The organism is Pseudomonas sp. ANT_H4 (assembly GCF_008369295.1).
In the GTDB taxonomy this organism is placed as follows: Bacteria; Pseudomonadota; Gammaproteobacteria; order Pseudomonadales; family Pseudomonadaceae; genus Aquipseudomonas.
In genome coordinates, this window is the sequence record NZ_VOBG01000007.1 from 153,231 (window position 1) to 171,131 (window position 17,901).

At 59.4% G+C, this 17,901-nt stretch carries 15 protein-coding genes and 1 pseudogene; 3 read left to right on the forward strand and 13 right to left on the reverse strand.

The genetic code is table 11. The annotated features are described in order from the left end of the window. From FQ182_RS11475 to cyoA, 6 genes are all read right to left on the reverse strand, one after another. Positions 1-537 carry a sorbitol dehydrogenase family protein gene (locus FQ182_RS11475; protein WP_256666150.1) on the reverse strand — a complete coding sequence of 179 codons (537 nt, stop codon included), beginning with the start codon at positions 535-537 and terminating at the stop codon, positions 1-3. 447 nt (positions 538-984) lie between these two features. Next, a complete protein-coding gene (gene cyoE, locus FQ182_RS11480) occupies positions 985-1,872 on the reverse strand; it encodes a heme o synthase (protein WP_149411678.1) in 888 nt (295 codons plus the stop codon). Between the two features lie 11 nt (positions 1,873-1,883). After that, on the reverse strand, positions 1,884-2,228 hold the full coding sequence (cyoD, locus tag FQ182_RS11485) for a cytochrome o ubiquinol oxidase subunit IV (RefSeq protein WP_149411679.1): 345 nt from the start codon (positions 2,226-2,228) through the stop codon (positions 1,884-1,886). Beyond that, positions 2,228-2,854: a cytochrome o ubiquinol oxidase subunit III gene (locus FQ182_RS11490; RefSeq protein WP_149411680.1), complete on the reverse strand. Its 627-nt coding sequence runs from the start codon at positions 2,852-2,854 to the stop codon at positions 2,228-2,230. The genes cyoD and FQ182_RS11490 overlap by 1 nt, the downstream gene beginning before the upstream one ends. A 3-nt stretch (positions 2,855-2,857) precedes the next feature. Then, positions 2,858-4,876, reverse strand: coding sequence for a cytochrome o ubiquinol oxidase subunit I (gene cyoB, locus FQ182_RS11495; protein ID WP_149411681.1), 2,019 nt, complete (start codon positions 4,874-4,876; stop codon positions 2,858-2,860). A gap of 3 nt (positions 4,877-4,879) precedes the next feature. After that, the gene (gene cyoA / locus FQ182_RS11500) at positions 4,880-5,818 is read right to left on the reverse strand and encodes a ubiquinol oxidase subunit II (RefSeq protein ID WP_149411682.1); all 939 of its coding nucleotides are present in this window, start codon (positions 5,816-5,818) and stop codon (positions 4,880-4,882) included. A gap of 27 nt (positions 5,819-5,845) precedes the next feature. On the opposite strand from cyoA, the pseudogene FQ182_RS30670 reads away from it, so the two are divergent. Continuing rightward, positions 5,846-6,055: pseudogene (locus FQ182_RS30670) on the forward strand (hypothetical protein). Positions 6,056-6,612: 557 nt separating this feature from the next. On the opposite strand, the gene FQ182_RS11510 reads toward FQ182_RS30670, so the two are convergent. Further along, positions 6,613-7,119, reverse strand: coding sequence for a disulfide bond formation protein B (locus FQ182_RS11510; RefSeq protein WP_149411683.1), 507 nt, complete (start codon positions 7,117-7,119; stop codon positions 6,613-6,615). 168 nt (positions 7,120-7,287) lie between these two features. Continuing rightward, entirely contained in the window at positions 7,288-8,469 is a 1,182-nt protein-coding gene (gene hmpA / locus FQ182_RS11515; RefSeq protein ID WP_149411684.1) for an NO-inducible flavohemoprotein, read from the reverse strand. Between the two features lie 155 nt (positions 8,470-8,624). Between hmpA and norR the strand changes: the two genes are divergently transcribed. Further along, positions 8,625-10,166 carry a nitric oxide reductase transcriptional regulator NorR gene (norR, locus tag FQ182_RS11520; RefSeq protein WP_149411685.1) on the forward strand — a complete coding sequence of 514 codons (1,542 nt, stop codon included), beginning with the start codon at positions 8,625-8,627 and terminating at the stop codon, positions 10,164-10,166. A 65-nt stretch (positions 10,167-10,231) separates the two neighbouring features. Here norR and FQ182_RS11525 read toward each other — a convergent pair whose 3' ends face one another. Further along, positions 10,232-11,131 (reverse strand): DMT family transporter, encoded by a 900-nt coding sequence (locus FQ182_RS11525; RefSeq protein ID WP_149411686.1) that lies wholly within the window; start codon positions 11,129-11,131, stop codon positions 10,232-10,234. A gap of 137 nt (positions 11,132-11,268) precedes the next feature. Here FQ182_RS11525 and FQ182_RS11530 point away from each other — a divergent pair, with 137 nt between their 5' ends. Next, entirely contained in the window at positions 11,269-12,186 is a 918-nt protein-coding gene (locus tag FQ182_RS11530; protein WP_149411687.1) for a helix-turn-helix domain-containing protein, read from the forward strand. Here FQ182_RS11530 and dacB read toward each other — a convergent pair. The 4 genes from dacB to FQ182_RS11550 all read right to left on the reverse strand — a co-directional run bounded on the left by dacB (position 12,134) and on the right by FQ182_RS11550 (position 17,900). After that, positions 12,134-13,591, reverse strand: coding sequence for a D-alanyl-D-alanine carboxypeptidase/D-alanyl-D-alanine-endopeptidase (gene dacB, locus FQ182_RS11535; protein WP_149411688.1), 1,458 nt, complete (start codon positions 13,589-13,591; stop codon positions 12,134-12,136). The genes FQ182_RS11530 and dacB overlap by 53 nt on opposite strands. Positions 13,592-13,789: 198 nt before the next feature. Further along, positions 13,790-16,222: a TonB-dependent receptor gene (locus FQ182_RS11540; protein ID WP_149411689.1), complete on the reverse strand. Its 2,433-nt coding sequence runs from the start codon at positions 16,220-16,222 to the stop codon at positions 13,790-13,792. 113 nt (positions 16,223-16,335) lie between these two features. Beyond that, complete coding sequence (locus tag FQ182_RS11545) at positions 16,336-17,325, reverse strand: FecR family protein (protein WP_149411690.1); 990 nt, start codon at positions 17,323-17,325, stop codon at positions 16,336-16,338. Then, entirely contained in the window at positions 17,322-17,900 is a 579-nt protein-coding gene (locus tag FQ182_RS11550) for an RNA polymerase sigma factor (protein WP_371923873.1), read from the reverse strand. The genes FQ182_RS11545 and FQ182_RS11550 overlap by 4 nt, the downstream gene beginning before the upstream one ends. Between the last annotated feature and the right edge of the window lies 1 nt (position 17,901).

A 17,901-nucleotide genomic window follows, 5' to 3' on the forward strand; every position in this document is an offset into this window, starting at 1 on the left:
TTAGTCGTTGGCCAGCGTGGCCGGAGGATTAACCCAGTAATTGGTTTTTCCTCGGGAGTACGTCGGGATCACTGTGGCGTCCGTGGTTGGCTCGTAGGCCAGGGCCCCGGTGAACGTGACCAGGCGCGTGCCGTCAGTAGCGCGCAGGGAGACCGGTGTGCCGGTGTAACCCAGGTACCAGGCCGAGACGATTTTTTGCACGGTGTCTTTCATTACCGAGTCACGGTAGAACGGGCTGCCGGACAACTGGCTGACGCTGCGCAAGTGATGCTGGCCGACCTTGCTCCACAAGGCTTTCATCTTGTCCGGGAACTGTGGGTCGCTCTGCGTGCACTGGGCCAGGATGCGCAAGGACAATGTGGCATCCAGGGTCTGGCGTTCGAGGAGGAACATCGACAATTGGCGCAAGGATTCAATATCGTCGCTGGCAGCGCTGTTGACGTCCTGCGCCAGCGCAGAGCTCGCCCACAGTGGGGCGAACAGGCCGGCACCGGTCAAGGCCGCGCCTGAATATAGGAGTTTTCTTCGGGTTATCACGGGGATATCTCCTCATGAGTCGAGCAACTATCGGCGCAGGGCCAATTTCGACTTCACGGCAAAAGGCTGAGTACTTCGTTCACTGAAGTTGAACGGACTTTAAGAGCCCTTTTTATAACTGCCAAGAGAACGCCAAGCTGTCGTGCAGCTTGTTAATAATAGGAATGGAGAATAGCGCTAACGTTTAGAACGGTGGGTTAAACACCGTACAGCAATTTTTCCGGTAACAACATGAAACATCCCGGTAGCTAGTAATTTATCGAGCCAGATAGGAACGATTGTTATATGGGGTTTATGAGCTTCAACATACGGTATTGCAGATTGGTTAAGCGGGACTGGAGCCTGGAGTGCATATCCGTTATGCGCAGCAATGGATATGTACACCCCCCACCCAATAAAAAGCCCCGATCTTCTCTCAAAGGCGGGGCTTTTTCACAGCAATACCACTCAGTGCGCGTAAGTCAGCAACAACTCTTTAGGCACCTGAAAATCCAGGGACATCATCACGCTCAACGCAGTGATGGTAAAGATCGAGAAGACGAACAGCTTGCGCGCCCAGACGGTGTCGTCCACCGCCTTGTAGCCGGTCCAGGCCATGTACAACCAGTACATGCCCATCGCGGCGGCCACGGCGAGGTAGCTCATGCCGGCGTAGCCACTGAAGGTCAACATCAAGGTCGCCACGAGGAAGGCCAGGATGTAGAGCAGGATGTGTTTCTTCGCTACGCGGATGCCACGCTTGACCGGCAATACCGGAATCGAGGCCGCCCGGTAGTCGTTGAAGCGGAAGATCGCGATGGCATAAGAGTGCGGCATCTGCCACAGGCTGAACATCACCAGCAGCACCAGCGCGGCCATGTCGAAGCTATTGGTCACAGCCACATAACCAATCACCGGCGGCATCGCCCCCGACAGACTGCCCACCAGCGTGCCGTGAACCGACTTGCGCTTGAAGTACAGGCTGTAGAAGCCGACGTAGATGACAAAGCCGATCACGGCAAACAGCGCCGCCAGCGGATTGGCCACCGTGGACAACAACACCACACCGGCAATGCCTAGGACGGTCGCGAAGATCAGTGCCAGTTTCAGGGAGATAAGGCCCTGGACCAGCACGCGATTCTTGGTGCGTTCCATCTTCAGGTCGATGTCGCGGTCGATGCAGTTGTTGAACACGCAACCGGATGCAACCACCAGGGAGGTGCCGATCATTGCCGCCAGGAAAATGGCCAGATCGACATGCCCCTTGGAGGCCAGGAAAAAGCCGCCTGCCACAGAAAGCACGTTACCGAAAATGATCCCCGGTTTGGTGATTTGGATAAAGTGCTTAAGCGACATCGGGTCTTACCTCACTTCGCCATCATGTAGGTGTGGATGCTGAACATGATCCACAACGACAGGCCAACCAGCAGGACGATCACCATGGCTGCGAAGACAAACGCAATCACGTTGCTACGCTGGGCCTCGGAACGGTCCAGGTGCAGGAAGTACACCAGGTGAACCACAACCTGAATCACCGCAAATGCCAGGACGATCATCAGGGTTATGGATTTCGGCAGGGTTGGGTACATCACCAGGCCGAACGGGATGATCGTCAGGATCACCGACAGGATGAAGCCAATGGTGTACGACTTTACGCTGCCGTGGCCAGCATCATGGCTGTTCTGGGCATCATGAGAGTGAGCATTAGCCATTACAGAGCCCCCATCAGGTAGACAACGGTGAAGACGCAGATCCAGACCACGTCCAGGAAGTGCCAGAACAGGCTCAGGCAGGTCAGGCGGGTCTTATTGGTGGTGGTCAGGCCGTTTTTCTGCACCTGATACATCATGATCGCCATCCAGATCAGACCGCTGGTCACGTGCAGACCGTGGGTACCGACCAGGGTGAAGAACGCGGACAGGAAGCCTGAGCGGCTAGGGCCGTAGCCTTCGGAGATCAGCAGGTGGAACTCGTTGATCTCCATGCCGATGAAGCCCAGGCCGAGCAGGAAGGTCAGGCCCAGCCAGACCAGGACCTGCTTCTTGTTGCCCCGGAAGAACGCCAGCATGGCGAAGCCGTAGGTGATCGAGCTGAACAACAGCAAGGCGGTTTCGCCCAGCACGTAAGGCAGTTCGAAGATGTCGTGGCCCGACGGGCCACCCGCTACGTTGTTTACCAGTACCGCGTACACCGCGAAGATCGACGCAAACAAAATGCAGTCGGTCATCAGGTAGAGCCAGAAACCAAAGACGGTTGTCTCGCTCGAATCGTGGTGGTGGTCATCATGCCCATGGTCATCGACATGGGCGTGTCCAGCATTGGTCACTAAGTTCGACATGATTTAAGCCTGTTCCAGCGAGGTTTCAACACGGTTGGCCGGGATCTTCTTCTCGGCTACCAGGCGAGCGTGCTGCTCGGCTTCGATGCGTTCGATCACCTCGACCGGCACCATGTAGCCTTGATCATCACGGGCAGCGTGGATCACGAAGTAGCCAATGGTTGCGACCAGGCTAATGATCGCCAGCCACCAGATGTGCCAGATCATCGCGAAACCAAACACCGTCAACAGTGCGCCCATGACCACACCGGTCGCGGTGTTGTTAGGCATGTGGATCGGCTCGTAGCGAGCAGGTTTCTGGTATGCGGTACCGTCTTCCTTGGCTTCGGTGAACGGGTCGATGCCTTCAGCTTTCGGCAGCACGGCGAAGTTGTAGAACGGCGGTGGCGACGAGGTCGACCATTCCAGGGTGTGGCCGTTCCATGGATCGCCGGAGTCGCAGGCGTTCTGCTTGCGGTCACGGATACTGACATACAGCTGGATCAACTGGCAGGCGATACCAAAAGCGATCATCACCGCACCGAACATGGCGACGTACAGGTACGGCACCCAATCAGGGTTGGTGGTGGCGTTCAGACGACGAGTCATGCCCATGAAGCCCAGTGCATAGAGCGGCATGAATGCGACGAAGAAGCCGGTGATCCAGAACCAGAATGCAGCCTTGCCCCAACCTTCGTGCAGCGTGAAGCCGAACGCTTTCGGGAAGTAGTAGCTGAAACCAGCGATGTAACCGAATACAGCACCGCCGATGATCACGTTGTGGAAGTGAGCGATCACGAACAGGCTGTTGTGCAGCACGAAGTCAGCACCCGGGATGGCCAGCAGTACGCCGGTCATGCCGCCGATGGCGAAGGTCACCATAAAGCCCAGGGTCCACAGAACCTGGCTGGTGATACGCAAACGGCCGTGATAAATGGTGAATAGCCAGTTAAATAGCTTCACCCCCGTCGGGATCGAAATCAGCATCGTCGCCAAGCCGAAGAAGGCGTTGACGCTTGCCCCCGAACCCATGGTGAAGAAGTGGTGCAGCCAAACCATGAAGCCCAGTACCGAGATCGCGCCAGAGGCGTAGATCATCGAGTGGTGGCCGAACAGACGCTTGCCGGAGAAGGTCGAGATGACTTCGGAGAAGATCCCGAACGCCGGCAGAATCAGGATGTACACCTCGGGGTGACCCCAGGCCCAGAACAGGTTGACGTACATCATTGGATTGCCACCAAGTTCATTGGTGAAAATGTGGAAATCCATGTAACGGTCAAGCGTCAGCAGTGCCAGGGTAGCGGTGAGGATCGGGAACGAAGCCACGATCAACACGTTGGCCCAGGTGCAGGTCCAGGTGAAGATCGGCATGTCCATCAGCTTCATGCCAGGGGTACGCATTTTCAAGACGGTGGCCAGGAAGTTGACCCCCGTCAGTGTCGTCCCAAGTCCTGATAGCTGTAGCGCCCAGATGTAGTAGTCCATCCCCACGCCCGGACTGTATTGCAGCCCCGACAACGGCGGATAGGCAACCCAACCGGTCTTGGCGAATTCGCCGACGCCCAGGGACAAGTTGACCAGTACCACGCCGGATACCAGCAGCCAGAAGCTCAGGGAGTTCAGGAACGGGTAGGCAACGTCACGGGCACCAATCTGCAGCGGCACTGCCAGGTTCATCAGGCCGGTGAAGAATGGCATCGCCATGAAGATGATCATGATCACACCGTGGGCGGTGAAGATCTGGTCATAGTGTTCAGGCGGCAGGTAGCCAGGCGAACCCTCGGTGGCCATGGCCAGCTGGGTACGCATCATGATGGCGTCGGCAAAACCGCGCAGCAGCATGACCATGGCGACGATGATGTACATCACGCCGATTTTCTTGTGGTCGACCGACGTCAGCCACTCGGTCCACAAATAGGTCCACTTCTTGAAGTAGGTGAGTGCCGCAAACAGCGCCAGACCACCCAGCGCGATCATGGCAATGGTCACCATCACAATCGGCTCGTGGAACGGGACCGCTTCCCAACTTAATTTACCAAACATTGTTTACTCCTCTGCCCCGGCGGCTGAATGCGAGCTCGTGCCCATCACTTCTGTAGCAGCCACTTCTTTCTTCTCATGCTTGACCGGCTTGCCTGGTTTCATCCCTTCATACTTATTGATGATGTTCTGGAACAGGTCCGGCGTGAACGAGGAGTACAGCTCTACAGGGTTGTTCTGGCTTTGTTTGGCAAGAGCTTCGTACTCAGCTTTTTCAAGCTGTTTAGGTGAGCTTTTGACTTCAGCGACCCAGGCGTTGAAATCAGCCTCGGACGTTGCAATCGCTTTGAATTTCATGCCGGTAAAACCCGCGCCACTGTAGTTGGCGGAGATACCTTCAAGCTCGGTGTTCTCGTTGGCAATCAGGTGCAGTTTGGTCTGCATGCCGGCCATCGCGTAGATCTGGCCACCCAGGCCCGGGATGAAGAACGAGTTCATCACCGAATCGGAGGTCACTTTGAAGTTGATTGGCGTATTGGCCGGGAAGACGATCTTGTTGACCGTGGCGATCCCTTGCTCTGGATAGATGAACAGCCACTTCCAATCCAGCGCGACCACTTCAATGGTGATTGGCTTGACGTCGGATTCCAGCGGACGGTACGGGTCCAGGGCGTGGGTCGACGTGTAGGTGATGTAACCCAGGGCAATGATGATGAGTACCGGAACAGCCCACACCGCGATTTCAATCTTGGTGGAGTGCGACCACTTCGGCGCGTAGGTGGCCTTGGTGTTGGACGCGCGGTATTTCCAGGCAAACGCGAAGGTCATCACGATCACCGGTACCACGACCAGCAGCATCAGCAAGGTGGCGGTGATGATCAGGTTGCGTTGTTCCAGACCGACCTGGCCCTTGGGATCGAGCAAAGTCCACTTGCAGCCTCCCAGCAATAACATGCCGGCCAGCGGCAATAAGCCTAGTAATCGGGTGTACCTGTTTTTACTCATCTCACGACCTCTAAAGCAGCTTGCGCAATGCAGTTGGGTTTTGATCGCCAACACTTCACCCTGCCAAGGGTTGGCATTTCTCTTCGATTGAATAAGGGCCTGCCCGGCGCAGCTATGGGTTTGACACGTCCAGGACTAGCGGTGAGTTCTTATTCGAATTCGTGGTCAAAGGCCTTTGCAGACCAATTCCATTTGGTGCGGATAGTAGAAAGGTTGCCGGCACCTGGGGTCGCATGAAGCAAAAACCGCTCCTCGACCGCCCTTATGTGCTCAGGGATGAGCAGCACCGGACATTCAGTGCGGGCGATTGTAGTTAGCTAGCGATGTATAAACCATGTCTTATCCAGAAATTATTTTTATCATTTCCAGCAATAATCTTGCACCATTGTTGCCAAGGTTCGGGATCGTATCGCGTTTAATTCTCAACAAAAACCACAAAAAGTGCCGTGTTATTGGCCATCCTGTCGCATCCCGCGCTCTTTGATGGATGCGTAAAACCCATCCAAGCCCGCTAAAAACAAGGCATTCAGACATCACGCAATCTCGTGGACGGCAGATGGAACGCGGCGTTGCCCGAACGATGAACTGACAGGCCCATTTGTCAAATCGGCCGTCATTTAAGGGACTGCCCAAGGGATAGAAAAGGTCCTGTGGCAGTCTCAGTGTGACAACATGTCGCACATGATGGCCGCCTAACCTTGTCCGAGGTCACGGCACTTTCACAAAAATGACCGCATACAAAAACGCCCCGACCTTCTCTGGAGAAGATCGGGGCGTTTTGGGTAACGACTTAGTTAGGCTTTGCTCTGGCGATTGCGGTAGATGCCCAGCGGCACCAGGATCGCCGTCAGCACAAAGGCCACCAGCGCCCATTGGGGCAGGGACAGGCCGAGAATAGGCGGGTACGGCGTGCCGCAAAAGCCGTCGACCTGGAAGCCCAGGGGGAAGATCGTCGCCAGGGGCAAGCTGTCGACAATCGGTTGCAGCACATCGATGCCGCAACTGACCGCCGGGTAGAACTGGGTGTACACATGATGCCCGGCTGCGGCGACGCCACCGAGGGCGCTGATGACCACCAGCACTTCAAACACCGTAACGCTGGAGGTGGTGCGCATGGCGGCACCGATAAAAGCAAAGATCGCAATCAACAAAAAGGCATAGCGCTGCAGGATGCACAGCGGGCACGGCGCCTCGCCCAGCACCACCTGCATGTACAGCGCCCCGCCGATCAGCGCCAGGCAGATAATGCCCAGCAACACCAGAGCGCGCCGCTCACGCGCCAATCGCATTTCGTCACTCATCCCCGTTTCCCTTTGCCTAATGATGGTTATGCCAATGGCCGCAAGTTTACACGCAGGACGTGAAAGTTGAGCGGCTAGGCGTCAGGAGGTTAAACAGAAAGGAGTTAACGGCGGATTAATAAGGCCTCTGCAAGAACGAGCAAGCTCGCTCTTGCAAGGGAGTGTGGATTACTCCAGCGCCGACGCCGGCCCGAAGAACTCATACCGGCTCTGTTTCTCTGGCACACCCAACGCTTTGAGGTGGCCCTTGATCGCCGCCATAAAGCCTTTTGGACCCAGGAAGTAAGCATCCACATCCCGCTGCTCAGGCAACCATGCTGCCAGTTGCTCCTGGCTGAGCATCCCGACCTTGTCCGCTGCCGGGCTCACGCCGTCGTCCTCGGCGTAGCAATAGAAGCGCTTGAGTTGCGGATGACGCGCGGCGAGCGCATCAACCCAGTCACGAAATGCATGCACGCCGCCATTTCGCGCGCAGTGGATAAAGTGCACCGGGCGCTCGGTTGCCAGCGCGGCTTCCAGCATCGGCAAGGTTGGCGTAATACCAACGCCACCGCTGATCAGCACCAGCGGCTTGTCACTGGCCACCAGGGTGAACTCACCCGCTGGCACAAACAGCTCGATCGCGGCACCGACCTGAAACTGGTCGTGCAAGTAGTTGGAGACTCGGCCACCCGCTTCGCGCTTGACGCTGATGCGGTACTGACCCGAGTCGGTGCCGGCTGACAGCGAGTAGTTACGTCGAACTTCCTCACCCTCCAGCGCCAGCTTCATGCCGATGTATTGCCCAGGCTCGGCGGCTAGAATCGGACCTTTATCCATAGGTGCGAAATAGAAGGAGGTGATTTCACTGCTCTCCTCCACGCGGTTTACCAGGGTAAACGAGCGCGCACCGCGCCAGCCGCCGGGGGCCAGGGCCTTCTCTTCGTAGATTGCGGCTTCGGCACCGATCAGGATGTCTGCCAGTTGGCCGTAAGCGGCGCCCCAGGCACTCATCACTTCAGGCGTGGCAATCTCGTCACCCAACACTTCAGAAATCGCCCGCAGCAGGCAACTGCCGACAATCGGGTAATGTTCCGGGAGGATTTGCAGGGCCACGTGCTTGTTGATGATCTTCGCCACCAGATCGCCCAATTGGTCCAACTGGTCGATATGCCGGGCGTACATCAGCACACCGTTAGCCAGGGCACGAGGCTGGTCGCCGCTGACCTGGTGGGCCTGGTTGAACAACGGACGAACTTCGGGATACTCCGACAACATCATCCGGTAGAAATGGGTGATCAGGGCTTCGCCACCACTTTCCAGCAACGGCACAGTGGATTTGACGATGGCGCGGTCTTGAACGCTAAGCATGAGAAACTCCTGAGCTTTTTCGGCTTCTGACTGATTACCCTGTACTACTCAGTATTCGTGCCAACTAATAAATCGTTAAATATCAACTAGTTAAATTATTTGTGGTCAGTATGACTCTCAACACTCTATAGTCATTAGGACTACAAGGAGTCATTATGACTGCGAAATCTCTGCTCACCACTCTGCTGCCCCTGGTCGCCGATCTGTCCCGCGAACTGCCCGAAGGTGAACGCTATCGCCGCCTGCTGCAAGCCATGCGCGCCCTGCTGCCGTGCGACGCCGCCGCCCTGCTGCGCCTGGACGGTGAATCGCTGGTGCCGCTGGCGGTGGACGGCTTGAGCGCCGACACCTTGGGGCGACGATTCAAGGTCAGTGAACACCCGCGCTTTGAAGTGCTGTTGAGCAGCCCAGGCCCGACCCGCTTCGACAGCGACAGCGAGCTGCCCGACCCCTACGACGGTCTGGTGGATGGCCTGCACGGGCACTTGGAAGTCCACGATTGCATGGGCTGTCCGCTGTTTATCGATGACCAGCCCTGGGGCCTATTGACCCTCGACGCCTTGGACATGTCGCGTTTCGAGCGGGTCGACCTCGACGCCCTGCAAGCCTTCGCCAGCCTCGCCGCTGCTACGGTCAGCGCCGCCGAACGCATCGAACGCCTGGCCTTGCGCGCCGAAGACGAGCACCAGCGCGCCGAGATCTACCGCCAGGCCAGCGGCCAGCAGCACAAGGAAATGATCGGCCAGAGCAAGACCCACAAGCGCCTGGTAGAGGAAATCAAACTGGTGGGTGGAAGTGACCTGACGGTGCTGATCACCGGTGAAACCGGCGTCGGCAAGGAGCTGGTGGCCCAGGCCATCCACGCTGCGTCCTCGCGATCAGAGAAGCCACTGATCAGCCTCAACTGCGCGGCATTGCCGGAGACACTGGTGGAAAGCGAGCTGTTTGGCCACGTACGCGGCGCCTTTACCGGCGCGCTGAACGAACGACGGGGCAAGTTCGAACTGGCCAATGGCGGCACGCTGTTTCTCGATGAAGTGGGCGAATTATCGCTGGCGGTTCAGGCCAAGCTGCTGCGGGTGCTGCAAAGCGGCCAGTTGCAACGCCTGGGCTCGGACAAGGAGCATCAGGTGGATGTGCGCCTGATCGCCGCCACCAACCGCGACCTTGCCGAAGAGGTGCGCAACGGTCGTTACCGTGCCGATTTCTACCACCGTTTGAGCGTGTACCCGCTGCAAGTCCCCGCCCTGCGCGAGCGTGGTCGTGATGTGCTGCTGCTGGCCGGTTTTTTCCTTGAGCAGAACCGCTCACGCATGGGCCTGGGCAGCCTGCGCCTGACCAGCGATGCCCAGGCGGCGCTGGTCGCCTATGCCTGGCCGGGCAATGTGCGCGAGCTGGAACACCTGATCGGCCGCAGCGCCTTGAAGGCCTTGGGCAATTGCCGGGAACGGCCGAAAATTCTCAGCCTGAGCGCGGCGGACCTGGACTTGCCGAACGTGTCTGCACCGCTGATCGAAGAACAACCAGAGGTGCCGCACGTCACCGGTGACCTGCGCCTGGCCACCGAAAACTACCAACGCCAGGTCATCAGCGCCTGCCTGGAACGCCACCAGCACAACTGGGCCAGCACCGCCCGTGAACTGGGGCTGGACCGGGCGAACCTGGGACGGATGGCCAAGCGGTTGGGGATGAAATAAAACGCGTATTGCCGATGCTACCTTTGTGGCGAGGGCGCTGGTCGGATCGCCACAACAAGTCCGGTCTATGCTGCCGCCCTGGTTACAATCACCGCCGGCTTTGGCTTACGAAACACCAATACATTGCCCAACATCACCAGCACCAACCCGGCCAGCGCCGGGGCCGTCCACTGGTAGCCTTCAACAAAGGCCGAGACATTCAGCGCCACCACCGGGAACAGCACCGTGCAATAGGCCGCGCGCTCCGGCCCCATGCGGCCGACCAGGGTCAGGTAGGCGGTGAAGCCGATCACCGAGCCCGGAATCACCAGATACAGCAGCGAACCGACATAACGGGCGTTCCATTCCATATCAAAGGGAATGCCCTGGACCACGCAATACATCGCCAGCATTGAAGCGCCATAAGCCATGCCCCAGGCGTTGGTGGTCAGCGGCTTGAGCCCGGCCTTCTGTTGCAGGCTCGACAACATGTTGCCCGCCGAGAAACACATCGTCCCCAACAACGCCAACCCCAAGCCAAGCAAGGTTTGCGGGCTGGCGGTGTGCTCCACCAGTTCCGGCCAGAACAGCAGCCCCAGCCCCAGCAAACCAAGACCACCCCCCATCAACACATTGCGGGCGACTTTCTGGCCGAAAAACACCCGGGAATTCAGCGCGTTCCACAGGGTCGCCGTGGAGAACACCACCGCTACCAGACCGCTGGGAATCCATTGGCTGGCTGTCAGGAAGCACATGAAGTTGACGCAAAACAGGCACAACCCCTGGGCCAGGCAAATCAAGTGCCCGCGCCGGTTCATGACCTGCAGCTTGCGACTGAGCAGCAACATCACAAACAACACCAGCGCCGCCAGGCCGAAGCGATAGACGATGGACACGGGAATGGCCACCACGCCCAGTTGCAGCTTGAGGGCGATCCAGGTCGTACCCCAGATCAGCACGGTGAGTAAATACAGGGAAAGGTTCATGACGGGCTCCGGTGGTTGAGCCACAGTGTCGCCCTGCGCGTACCTGCGGCTCTTGCACATTCTTGCGCTTTTGTCGGCTGACGGGATCACAGCGCCAGCTGCCGGGAGTAGGATGCGAGTCGTCAGAGAGTACGAATATGCCACCACTGGAAACCCTGCAAGTCTTTCAAGCCCTGAACCGCTCGCCCAATGCTCGCCTTGAGCTGAGCGCCGAGCTCGGTGACGGCTTGTCTGCGGCTTTGTGGAGCAACCACCACGACTCCCAGAACTATGAAGCCCCCAGCCATCACACCTTGTCCTGCTATGTGGGTGGTGGCACCGGGACCTTTCGCCGCGACCAGCCCGGCACCAAGGGCGGCCCCGACAAGCTGTGCATTCTGCCCGCCGAACACCAGTCGGCCTGGGTGATCAATGGCGAGATTCGCCTGGCCCATGTGTATTTCAGCACCGAGCAATTTGCCTTGGGCTGCGTCACCCTGCTGGACCGCGACCCCCGCGAACTGCAACTGCGCGAAAGCACCTTTCTTGAAGATGCCCGCCAGGCTCAGCGCTTTCACCAGTTGATCAACCTGAACTGGCAGGAACCCGCCGAACGCCTGCTGACCAGCAGCCTGGCCCATGAAATGCTCAGCCACACCTTGCTCAGCCAGGTAGGCCTGCGGGATGGGTTGCGTTTAAAAGGTGGGCTGGCCGCCCATCAGCGTCGACAGTTGGTCGAGTACATCGAGCACCAACTGGCAGAGCCCATCAGCCTGGGGCAATTGGCGGGGTTATGCGCGCTGTCGGAATACCACTTTGCACGGATGTTTCGCGCAAGCTTTGGCTTACCGCCCCATCAGTACCTGCTGGCCCGCCGCGTGAGCCGTGCCCGCGAGCTACTGCGCAGCAGTTCACTGGCGTTGGGTGAAATTGCCCTGGCCTGCGGGTTCTCCAGTGCCAGTCACTTTACCAATCGGTTTCGCCAGGCAATGGCGGCTACGCCGGGGGAATATCGCCAGGCGTTCAATCCGACCACTGCGCCAGCGCGACGGCCAGTCGATCTTCCAACGCCTTGATGCGCGCGCCATCGACCACATAATTGTTGGTCACCATTGAAAACACCAACCGCCGCCCTTCTACATCAGTGATGTAGCCGGTCAACGACGACACTGCGCCCATCGAGCCGGTCTTGGCGTGCAGGTTGTTGTGCGCCGCAGTGCCCCGCAAGCGATAACGCAGGCTGCCGCCGGTCATACGATCCTGGCTGCCGGCGATGGGCAGCGCGTTGTACCAGGCGTCGAACCACGGCTGTTTGCCCATGGCCAGCAACAGGTCGGTAAGGTTCTGCGACGACACCAGATTGCGCCGGGACAGGCCCGAACCGTCGACCTGATTCAACGTCGTCGGGTCCAGCCCCTGACGTTTCAGGAAGCCCGCCACCGCCGCCACACCCGCAGCCGCCGAGCCAACATTGGCAGTCTTGCGGCCCATGGCCTTAAGCAGTGCTTCGGACATGCTGTTGTTGGAAAGCTTGAGCAATGGCCTGATCAGTTCCTGCAACGGCGCCGAGTCATGCACCGCCAAAACGGTAGCCGTCGTCGGGCTGCCAGCGCCTATCACGCGCTTGCCCTGGACCGTGATCCCCTGCTCCGCCAACGCCCGTTCAAACAGATTGGCCACCAACTGCGTCGGCTCCCAGACGCTGACCCATTGCCGACTTTGTTTACCTGGCGCCAGTGCGCCACCAAGACGTAGCAGGTTGGTGCCGTGCTGGCGATTGAGGCCATAGCTGTTACCCGATCCGCTGACCGCAAGGTTGTTGATCTGCACGTAATCGGTAGACGGGCTGATAGCGACGGTCACTGGTTGGCCGAGCGCTATCGGCGCCTTGGCTGTGACGATCAAGGTACCCGCATCAAAATCAGCATTGGGCGACACTGTCAGCGCCGAAATCTGCGCGCCGTAGTACTTGCCTTCATCGTCATTGGCCCAATCGGTGCCCAGGCGCTCGGCGTCGAACCAGGTGTCATCGAACACCAGATCACCTTGGATCTGCTTGATGCCCTGCCCGGCCAGGCTGGCGGCCAAGACCTGGTAATCAGCCCACTGAATGGTTGGGTCGCCGAGGCCGCGCAGGTAGAGATTGCCGATCAAGCGCTGGCCCTGTTGGTTACCATCGCTCAGCAGCTGTGTGGAAAACCGATACTGCGGGCCGAGAACATCCATCGCCGCAGCCGTAGTCAGCAGTTTGAGGCTGGAGGCCGGGGTCAGCCGGCTGCGAGGGTTGTGCTGATACAGCGTGCTGCCGCTGCGGGCATCGCGCACCATCAGCGAGACAGTGGCACCGTTGAGCGCTGGATCGGCCAACAGCTGCTCAAGCGTCTCTTCAGTGGAAAGTTTCGACACCGTGGCGCAACCGCCCAGCAGCAAGCTCAATCCAACCAGCATGCCGCTGGCGTGCATCCATCGTCCCAACTGCATTAGTGTTTCCCGACAATCATCAAAAACGGCCACGCTAGCAGCTCAACAACCTTGTGGCGAGCGGGCTTGCCCGCGTTGGGGCGCGAAGCGGCCCTAAAACAAACAACTGCGGTCTTTCTGATAGATCGCAGTGACCTTATTGGGGCTGCTGCGCAGCCCAACGCGGGCAAGCCCGCTCGCCACAGGCTTGCACTGGTCTTAGAACTCTAGGGTGCTGGACACCGATACCTGCCGCGCATCGCCCATGGACACGAACAAGCGGCTGACCGCCGAGGTGTAGTAAGTGCGGTCGAAGATGTTCTTCACGTTGAGCTGGAACTTGACCTTCTGCCCTTCGACCTTGGTGTCGTAGGTGGCGAAGGCATCGGCCACGGTGTAGCCCGGCAGGTCGAAACTGTTGAGGGCATCGCCGGCTCGCTCGCCGACATAGCGGGCACCGGCGCCGACCCGCAGCTGGTCGCCGCCGACGAGGGTGCCAAAGTCATACACCGCGGATACAGAGCCGGTATTTTTCGCCACGTTCTGCAGGCGTTTTCCTTGGAAGGTCGGGTCTTCGGTCACCTCGGCATCCGTGTAGGCGTAGCTGCCGATCAGGCTCCACTGGTCGGTCAACTGGCCGCTCAGGTCCATTTCCAGGCCACGGGAGCGCACCTTGCCGGCGACGCTGTAGATTGAGGTCGCGCCTTCGCCGATGGACACCAGCACGTTGCGCTTGTCGATATCAAACAATGCCGCGCTGGCGGTGATGCGACCCGGCATATCGAGCTTGGCGCCCAGCTCCCAGGACTTGGACTCTTCCGGGGCGATGCTGCCGTCGATCACGGTCTTGTTGCCCAGCGGGGCGATGGTCGAGTTGGGTTTGAACGACTCGGTGTAGCTGCCGTAGAACGACAATTGGTCGGTGTAGCGATACACCAGCCCGGCGCGAGGCACCCATTTCTGGCCGTTGCTGTCGGTGTTGGCGGTGAATGGGCGACCTTTGCCAGCGTATTGGTCGTACTCCTGGAAGCGCACCCCGCCCACCAGAATCCACTGCTCGGTGAGGTGGATGGCGTCCTGGAAGAATACCGAGTCACTGCGCAACAGATCGGTCTGGTTGCTGTCCGGCGCACTGACGGTGCTGCCGGCGACTTCACGACCATAGACCGGGTCGGTGTAGCTGAAGGTGCTGCGGCTGGCCTGGCGAATTAGGTCGGCGCGGTAGATCTTGCGGTACTCGTCGTCCAGCCCGAATACCAAGTCATGGCGCATGCCCAACACGTCGACCTTGCCTTCGAGGCTGGCGGTGGTGAAGCGGTCAGTGGTCAGCGCGCCCTGGGTGCCGTCCATGCTGCGGGTCAGGGTGCCGTTGGCGTTGACCTTGCTCACGCGCACCTGGCTGGCGTCGTAGGTTTCGCGGTTCCAGCTGTAGCCGAAGTGGGCTTTCCAGTCGTCGTTCAAATCGTGATCAGCTTCGAAGCGGTACAGGTCGGAGCGGCCTTCCATGTTGTTGAACGGCTCATCCAGGCGGCGAGTCGCCGGGATGTCCAGCGGGTGGTTGGTGTTGGGGTCAATGGCAGTGCCACGATCGAACGGCGAGAGAAATTCGCGGTGCTCGTAGGCCAGCAGCAGCTTGGTGCTGTCGCCGTACCAGGCCAGGGACGGCGCGACCAGGCTTTCGCGGTGGGTGCCGTAGTTGCGCCAGTAGTCTTCGTCTTCATGGTCGACGATCAAACGGTAGGCCAGGCCGGTGTCGCCAATAGGGCCGGTGGTATCGAGGTTGCCACCGCTGCCATTCTTGCCGTCGCCGAAGGTCGAGCCGCGCACGGTCAGGGCCGTGGATTGAGTGAGTTCAGGCTTCTTACTGACGATATTGACCACGCCGCCGGGGTCTTGGATGCCGTACAACAGCGAGGCCGGTCCCTTGAGCACTTCCACGCGTTCGGCGGTTTCGTTCAAGGCACGACCCTGCACCACGGGCATGCCGTCGCGCATGATCGAGCCGTTACGGTTGTCGCCAAAGCCGCGCAACATCACCGAGTCCTGGGTGCTGCCCAAAGTGTTGGATTGGGTGATGCCGCTGATGTTGGTCAAGGCATCGTCGAGGTTGCGCGGCAGCTGGTCGCGCATCACCTGGGCCGGTACCACGTTGACGGTTTGCGGGGTTTCCAGCAACAGCCCGTGGGAACGCATCACCGAACTGGTGGGCGGCGGCTGATAACTGGTAGTGGCTTGCTGCTGGCTGGCACCGCTGATGGTGGTGGCACCCAGGTTCACTGCACCTTCGGTGGGCAGCGGTTCGAGGGCCAGGGTGCGGGCGTCGATCTGTCGGAAGGTAAACCCCGAGTTGCCCAGCAAACGCTGCATGGCCTGGATTGCGCTCATCCGGCCACTGACTGCCGGGGCTTTGAGGCCGTAGGGTGCTTCGTCGGTATAGACCACGCTGATGCCGGTGATGCGACTGAAATCGCTCAAGGCCTGGGGCAAAGGCTTGGCCGCCAAAGCAAAGCTGAACAGCGCGCTCTGCTGCTCAGCGTCCGCCGCCTGCGCCACGCTCAAGGGCAACAACGCCAACCCCGAAACCGCCAATATCGAGGCTCCCAGCCATTGTTTAACCGAACCGCGTGTCGTCGACTTTGCCCTGGACTTCATGGTGAGAACCCGTGTGTAAAAACGCTGTTAATGCGAATTAATCGCAGTTTCAAGCACTACACGAATGGGCGGTGGGTTTACCTCACGGGAATCTGAAAATAATTTCAAAACCCTCAGCGCAGCACAACCACCCGCCCCAACACATTGTGCTGCTCAAACCCAAGCACCGCTTGCAACGCATTGAGCACCGCCTGGGGGTCTTTGCTCGGGAAGCTGCCGCTGACCCGTCGGGCGCCGAGCTCGTCGTTGAGCAACAGGATTCGGCCTGGGTAATAGCGCGCCAGATCCTTCACCACATCGGCCATGGGCGTCTTGTAATAGTTGAGCCAGCCGTCGCGCCAGGCCAGGCGCGACTCGCTGTCAACGGCATGCAGCTCATCGGCGATACCATCGGCGTAGGCCACTTGCTGGCCTGCGGTGAGCATTTGTTGGGTGCCTGTCTTGGATGGCGCAACACCAACGCGACCGGACAACACCGTCACCTCGGCGCCCGCCGGTTGCAAGCGTACTTCAAATTGCGTGCCCAAGACCCGCGCTTCGCCGCTACCCGCTTCGACCACGAAGGATTTCCCGGTGTGGGTCACGTTGAAAAAACCGGCGCCACGGCGCAGCTGAATATGACGCTCTCCGTGACTGAAATCCACGGCAATGGCGCTGTCGGCATCGAGGGTGACTTGGGTTTGATCCGCCAGGGTGACGGTTTTGACTTCGCCGGGAGCCGTGACGTAATCGGCGCCAAAGTCGTCGACCCAGCGCCCAGGCTGCCAACCGGCGCCAATGGAGACCATCAACAACAGGCACGCGGCCATGGCCAACGCCCCAGACCAGCGGCGCCCGCTTGAGCGCTTCGCACGGTTCATCGCATTCAGATAACCCTGCAACGCCAGGGCCTCTTCATCCGCCAGTTTGCTGGCCGGCACTTCACTCAATTCCCACAGCACCTGGGCCTGGGAGTAGGCCTCGACGTGGGCCGAATCGGCACGCAGCCAGCGGCTAAACGTAGCTTGGTCGCCACTGCTGGGCTGATCATGCAGCAGGCTCAGCCAAGCGAGTGCGGCCTGTTCCTGGTCGGGTGTCGGGGTGACGCGGGCAGTGCTGATCACGGTGCTTTCCCTGGCAAGCGCGCAGGCGACGATTCGCGCAGGCTGGCTTTGCAGGCGTCGAGGGCACGCATCATATGTTTTTCCACTGCACTTTGGGACAGGCCCATAGCCTTGGCAATTTCGGCGTACTTGCGACCGTGGATGCGGTTAAGCAAAAAGATCTGTCGCGTGCGCGCAGGCAAACTGCGCAAGGCGGCTTCGACCTGACGCAGGTCGTTGCCAGCTTCCAGGGCAGCCTGGGGCTCGCTACCGTGATGGTCTGGTTGCTCCGGCAACCAGCCTTCATTGCCGCGCACCCGCGCGCCTTCGCTGCGTAAATGGTCGATGGCGATGTTGCCGGCGCAGCGCAGCAGGTAGGTGCTGAGTTCTTCGACCTGCACCAGCGGCCGGCGCCAGAAGCGCAGGAACAAATCCTGCACCAGGTCCGCTGCCGTCGCCCGGCATCCGACGCGACGGCTGACCAACGCTTCCATCTGCGAGCGCTGGGACAGGAATACCTGCAGAAAATGTGCGCGCCCGCCGGTCGACTCAGCGTGCTGACGATCCTGGGCTTCGGGCGGCGTGGTGATCATCATA

Excerpts from the sequence above, each read along its gene's own strand:
- norR (WP_149411685.1), top strand. The coding sequence starts at position 8,625 with ATGACTGCGAAATCTCTGCTCACCACTCTGCTGCCCCTGGTCGCCGAT.
- cyoD (WP_149411679.1), bottom strand. The coding sequence starts at position 2,228 with ATGGCTAATGCTCACTCTCATGATGCCCAGAACAGCCATGATGCTGGC.
- cyoE (WP_149411678.1), bottom strand. The coding sequence starts at position 1,872 with ATGTCGCTTAAGCACTTTATCCAAATCACCAAACCGGGGATCATTTTC.
- dacB (WP_149411688.1), bottom strand. The coding sequence starts at position 13,591 with ATGCAGTTGGGACGATGGATGCACGCCAGCGGCATGCTGGTTGGATTG.
- FQ182_RS11510 (WP_149411683.1), bottom strand. The coding sequence starts at position 7,119 with ATGAGTGACGAAATGCGATTGGCGCGTGAGCGGCGCGCTCTGGTGTTG.
- FQ182_RS11550 (WP_371923873.1), bottom strand. The coding sequence starts at position 17,900 with ATGATGATCACCACGCCGCCCGAAGCCCAGGATCGTCAGCACGCTGAG.
- cyoA (WP_149411682.1), bottom strand. The coding sequence starts at position 5,818 with ATGAGTAAAAACAGGTACACCCGATTACTAGGCTTATTGCCGCTGGCC.
- FQ182_RS11530 (WP_149411687.1), top strand. The coding sequence starts at position 11,269 with ATGCCACCACTGGAAACCCTGCAAGTCTTTCAAGCCCTGAACCGCTCG.
- FQ182_RS11490 (WP_149411680.1), bottom strand. The coding sequence starts at position 2,854 with ATGTCGAACTTAGTGACCAATGCTGGACACGCCCATGTCGATGACCAT.
- hmpA (WP_149411684.1), bottom strand. The coding sequence starts at position 8,469 with ATGCTTAGCGTTCAAGACCGCGCCATCGTCAAATCCACTGTGCCGTTG.
- cyoB (WP_149411681.1), bottom strand. The coding sequence starts at position 4,876 with ATGTTTGGTAAATTAAGTTGGGAAGCGGTCCCGTTCCACGAGCCGATT.
- FQ182_RS11540 (WP_149411689.1), bottom strand. The coding sequence starts at position 16,222 with ATGAAGTCCAGGGCAAAGTCGACGACACGCGGTTCGGTTAAACAATGG.
- FQ182_RS11525 (WP_149411686.1), bottom strand. The coding sequence starts at position 11,131 with ATGAACCTTTCCCTGTATTTACTCACCGTGCTGATCTGGGGTACGACC.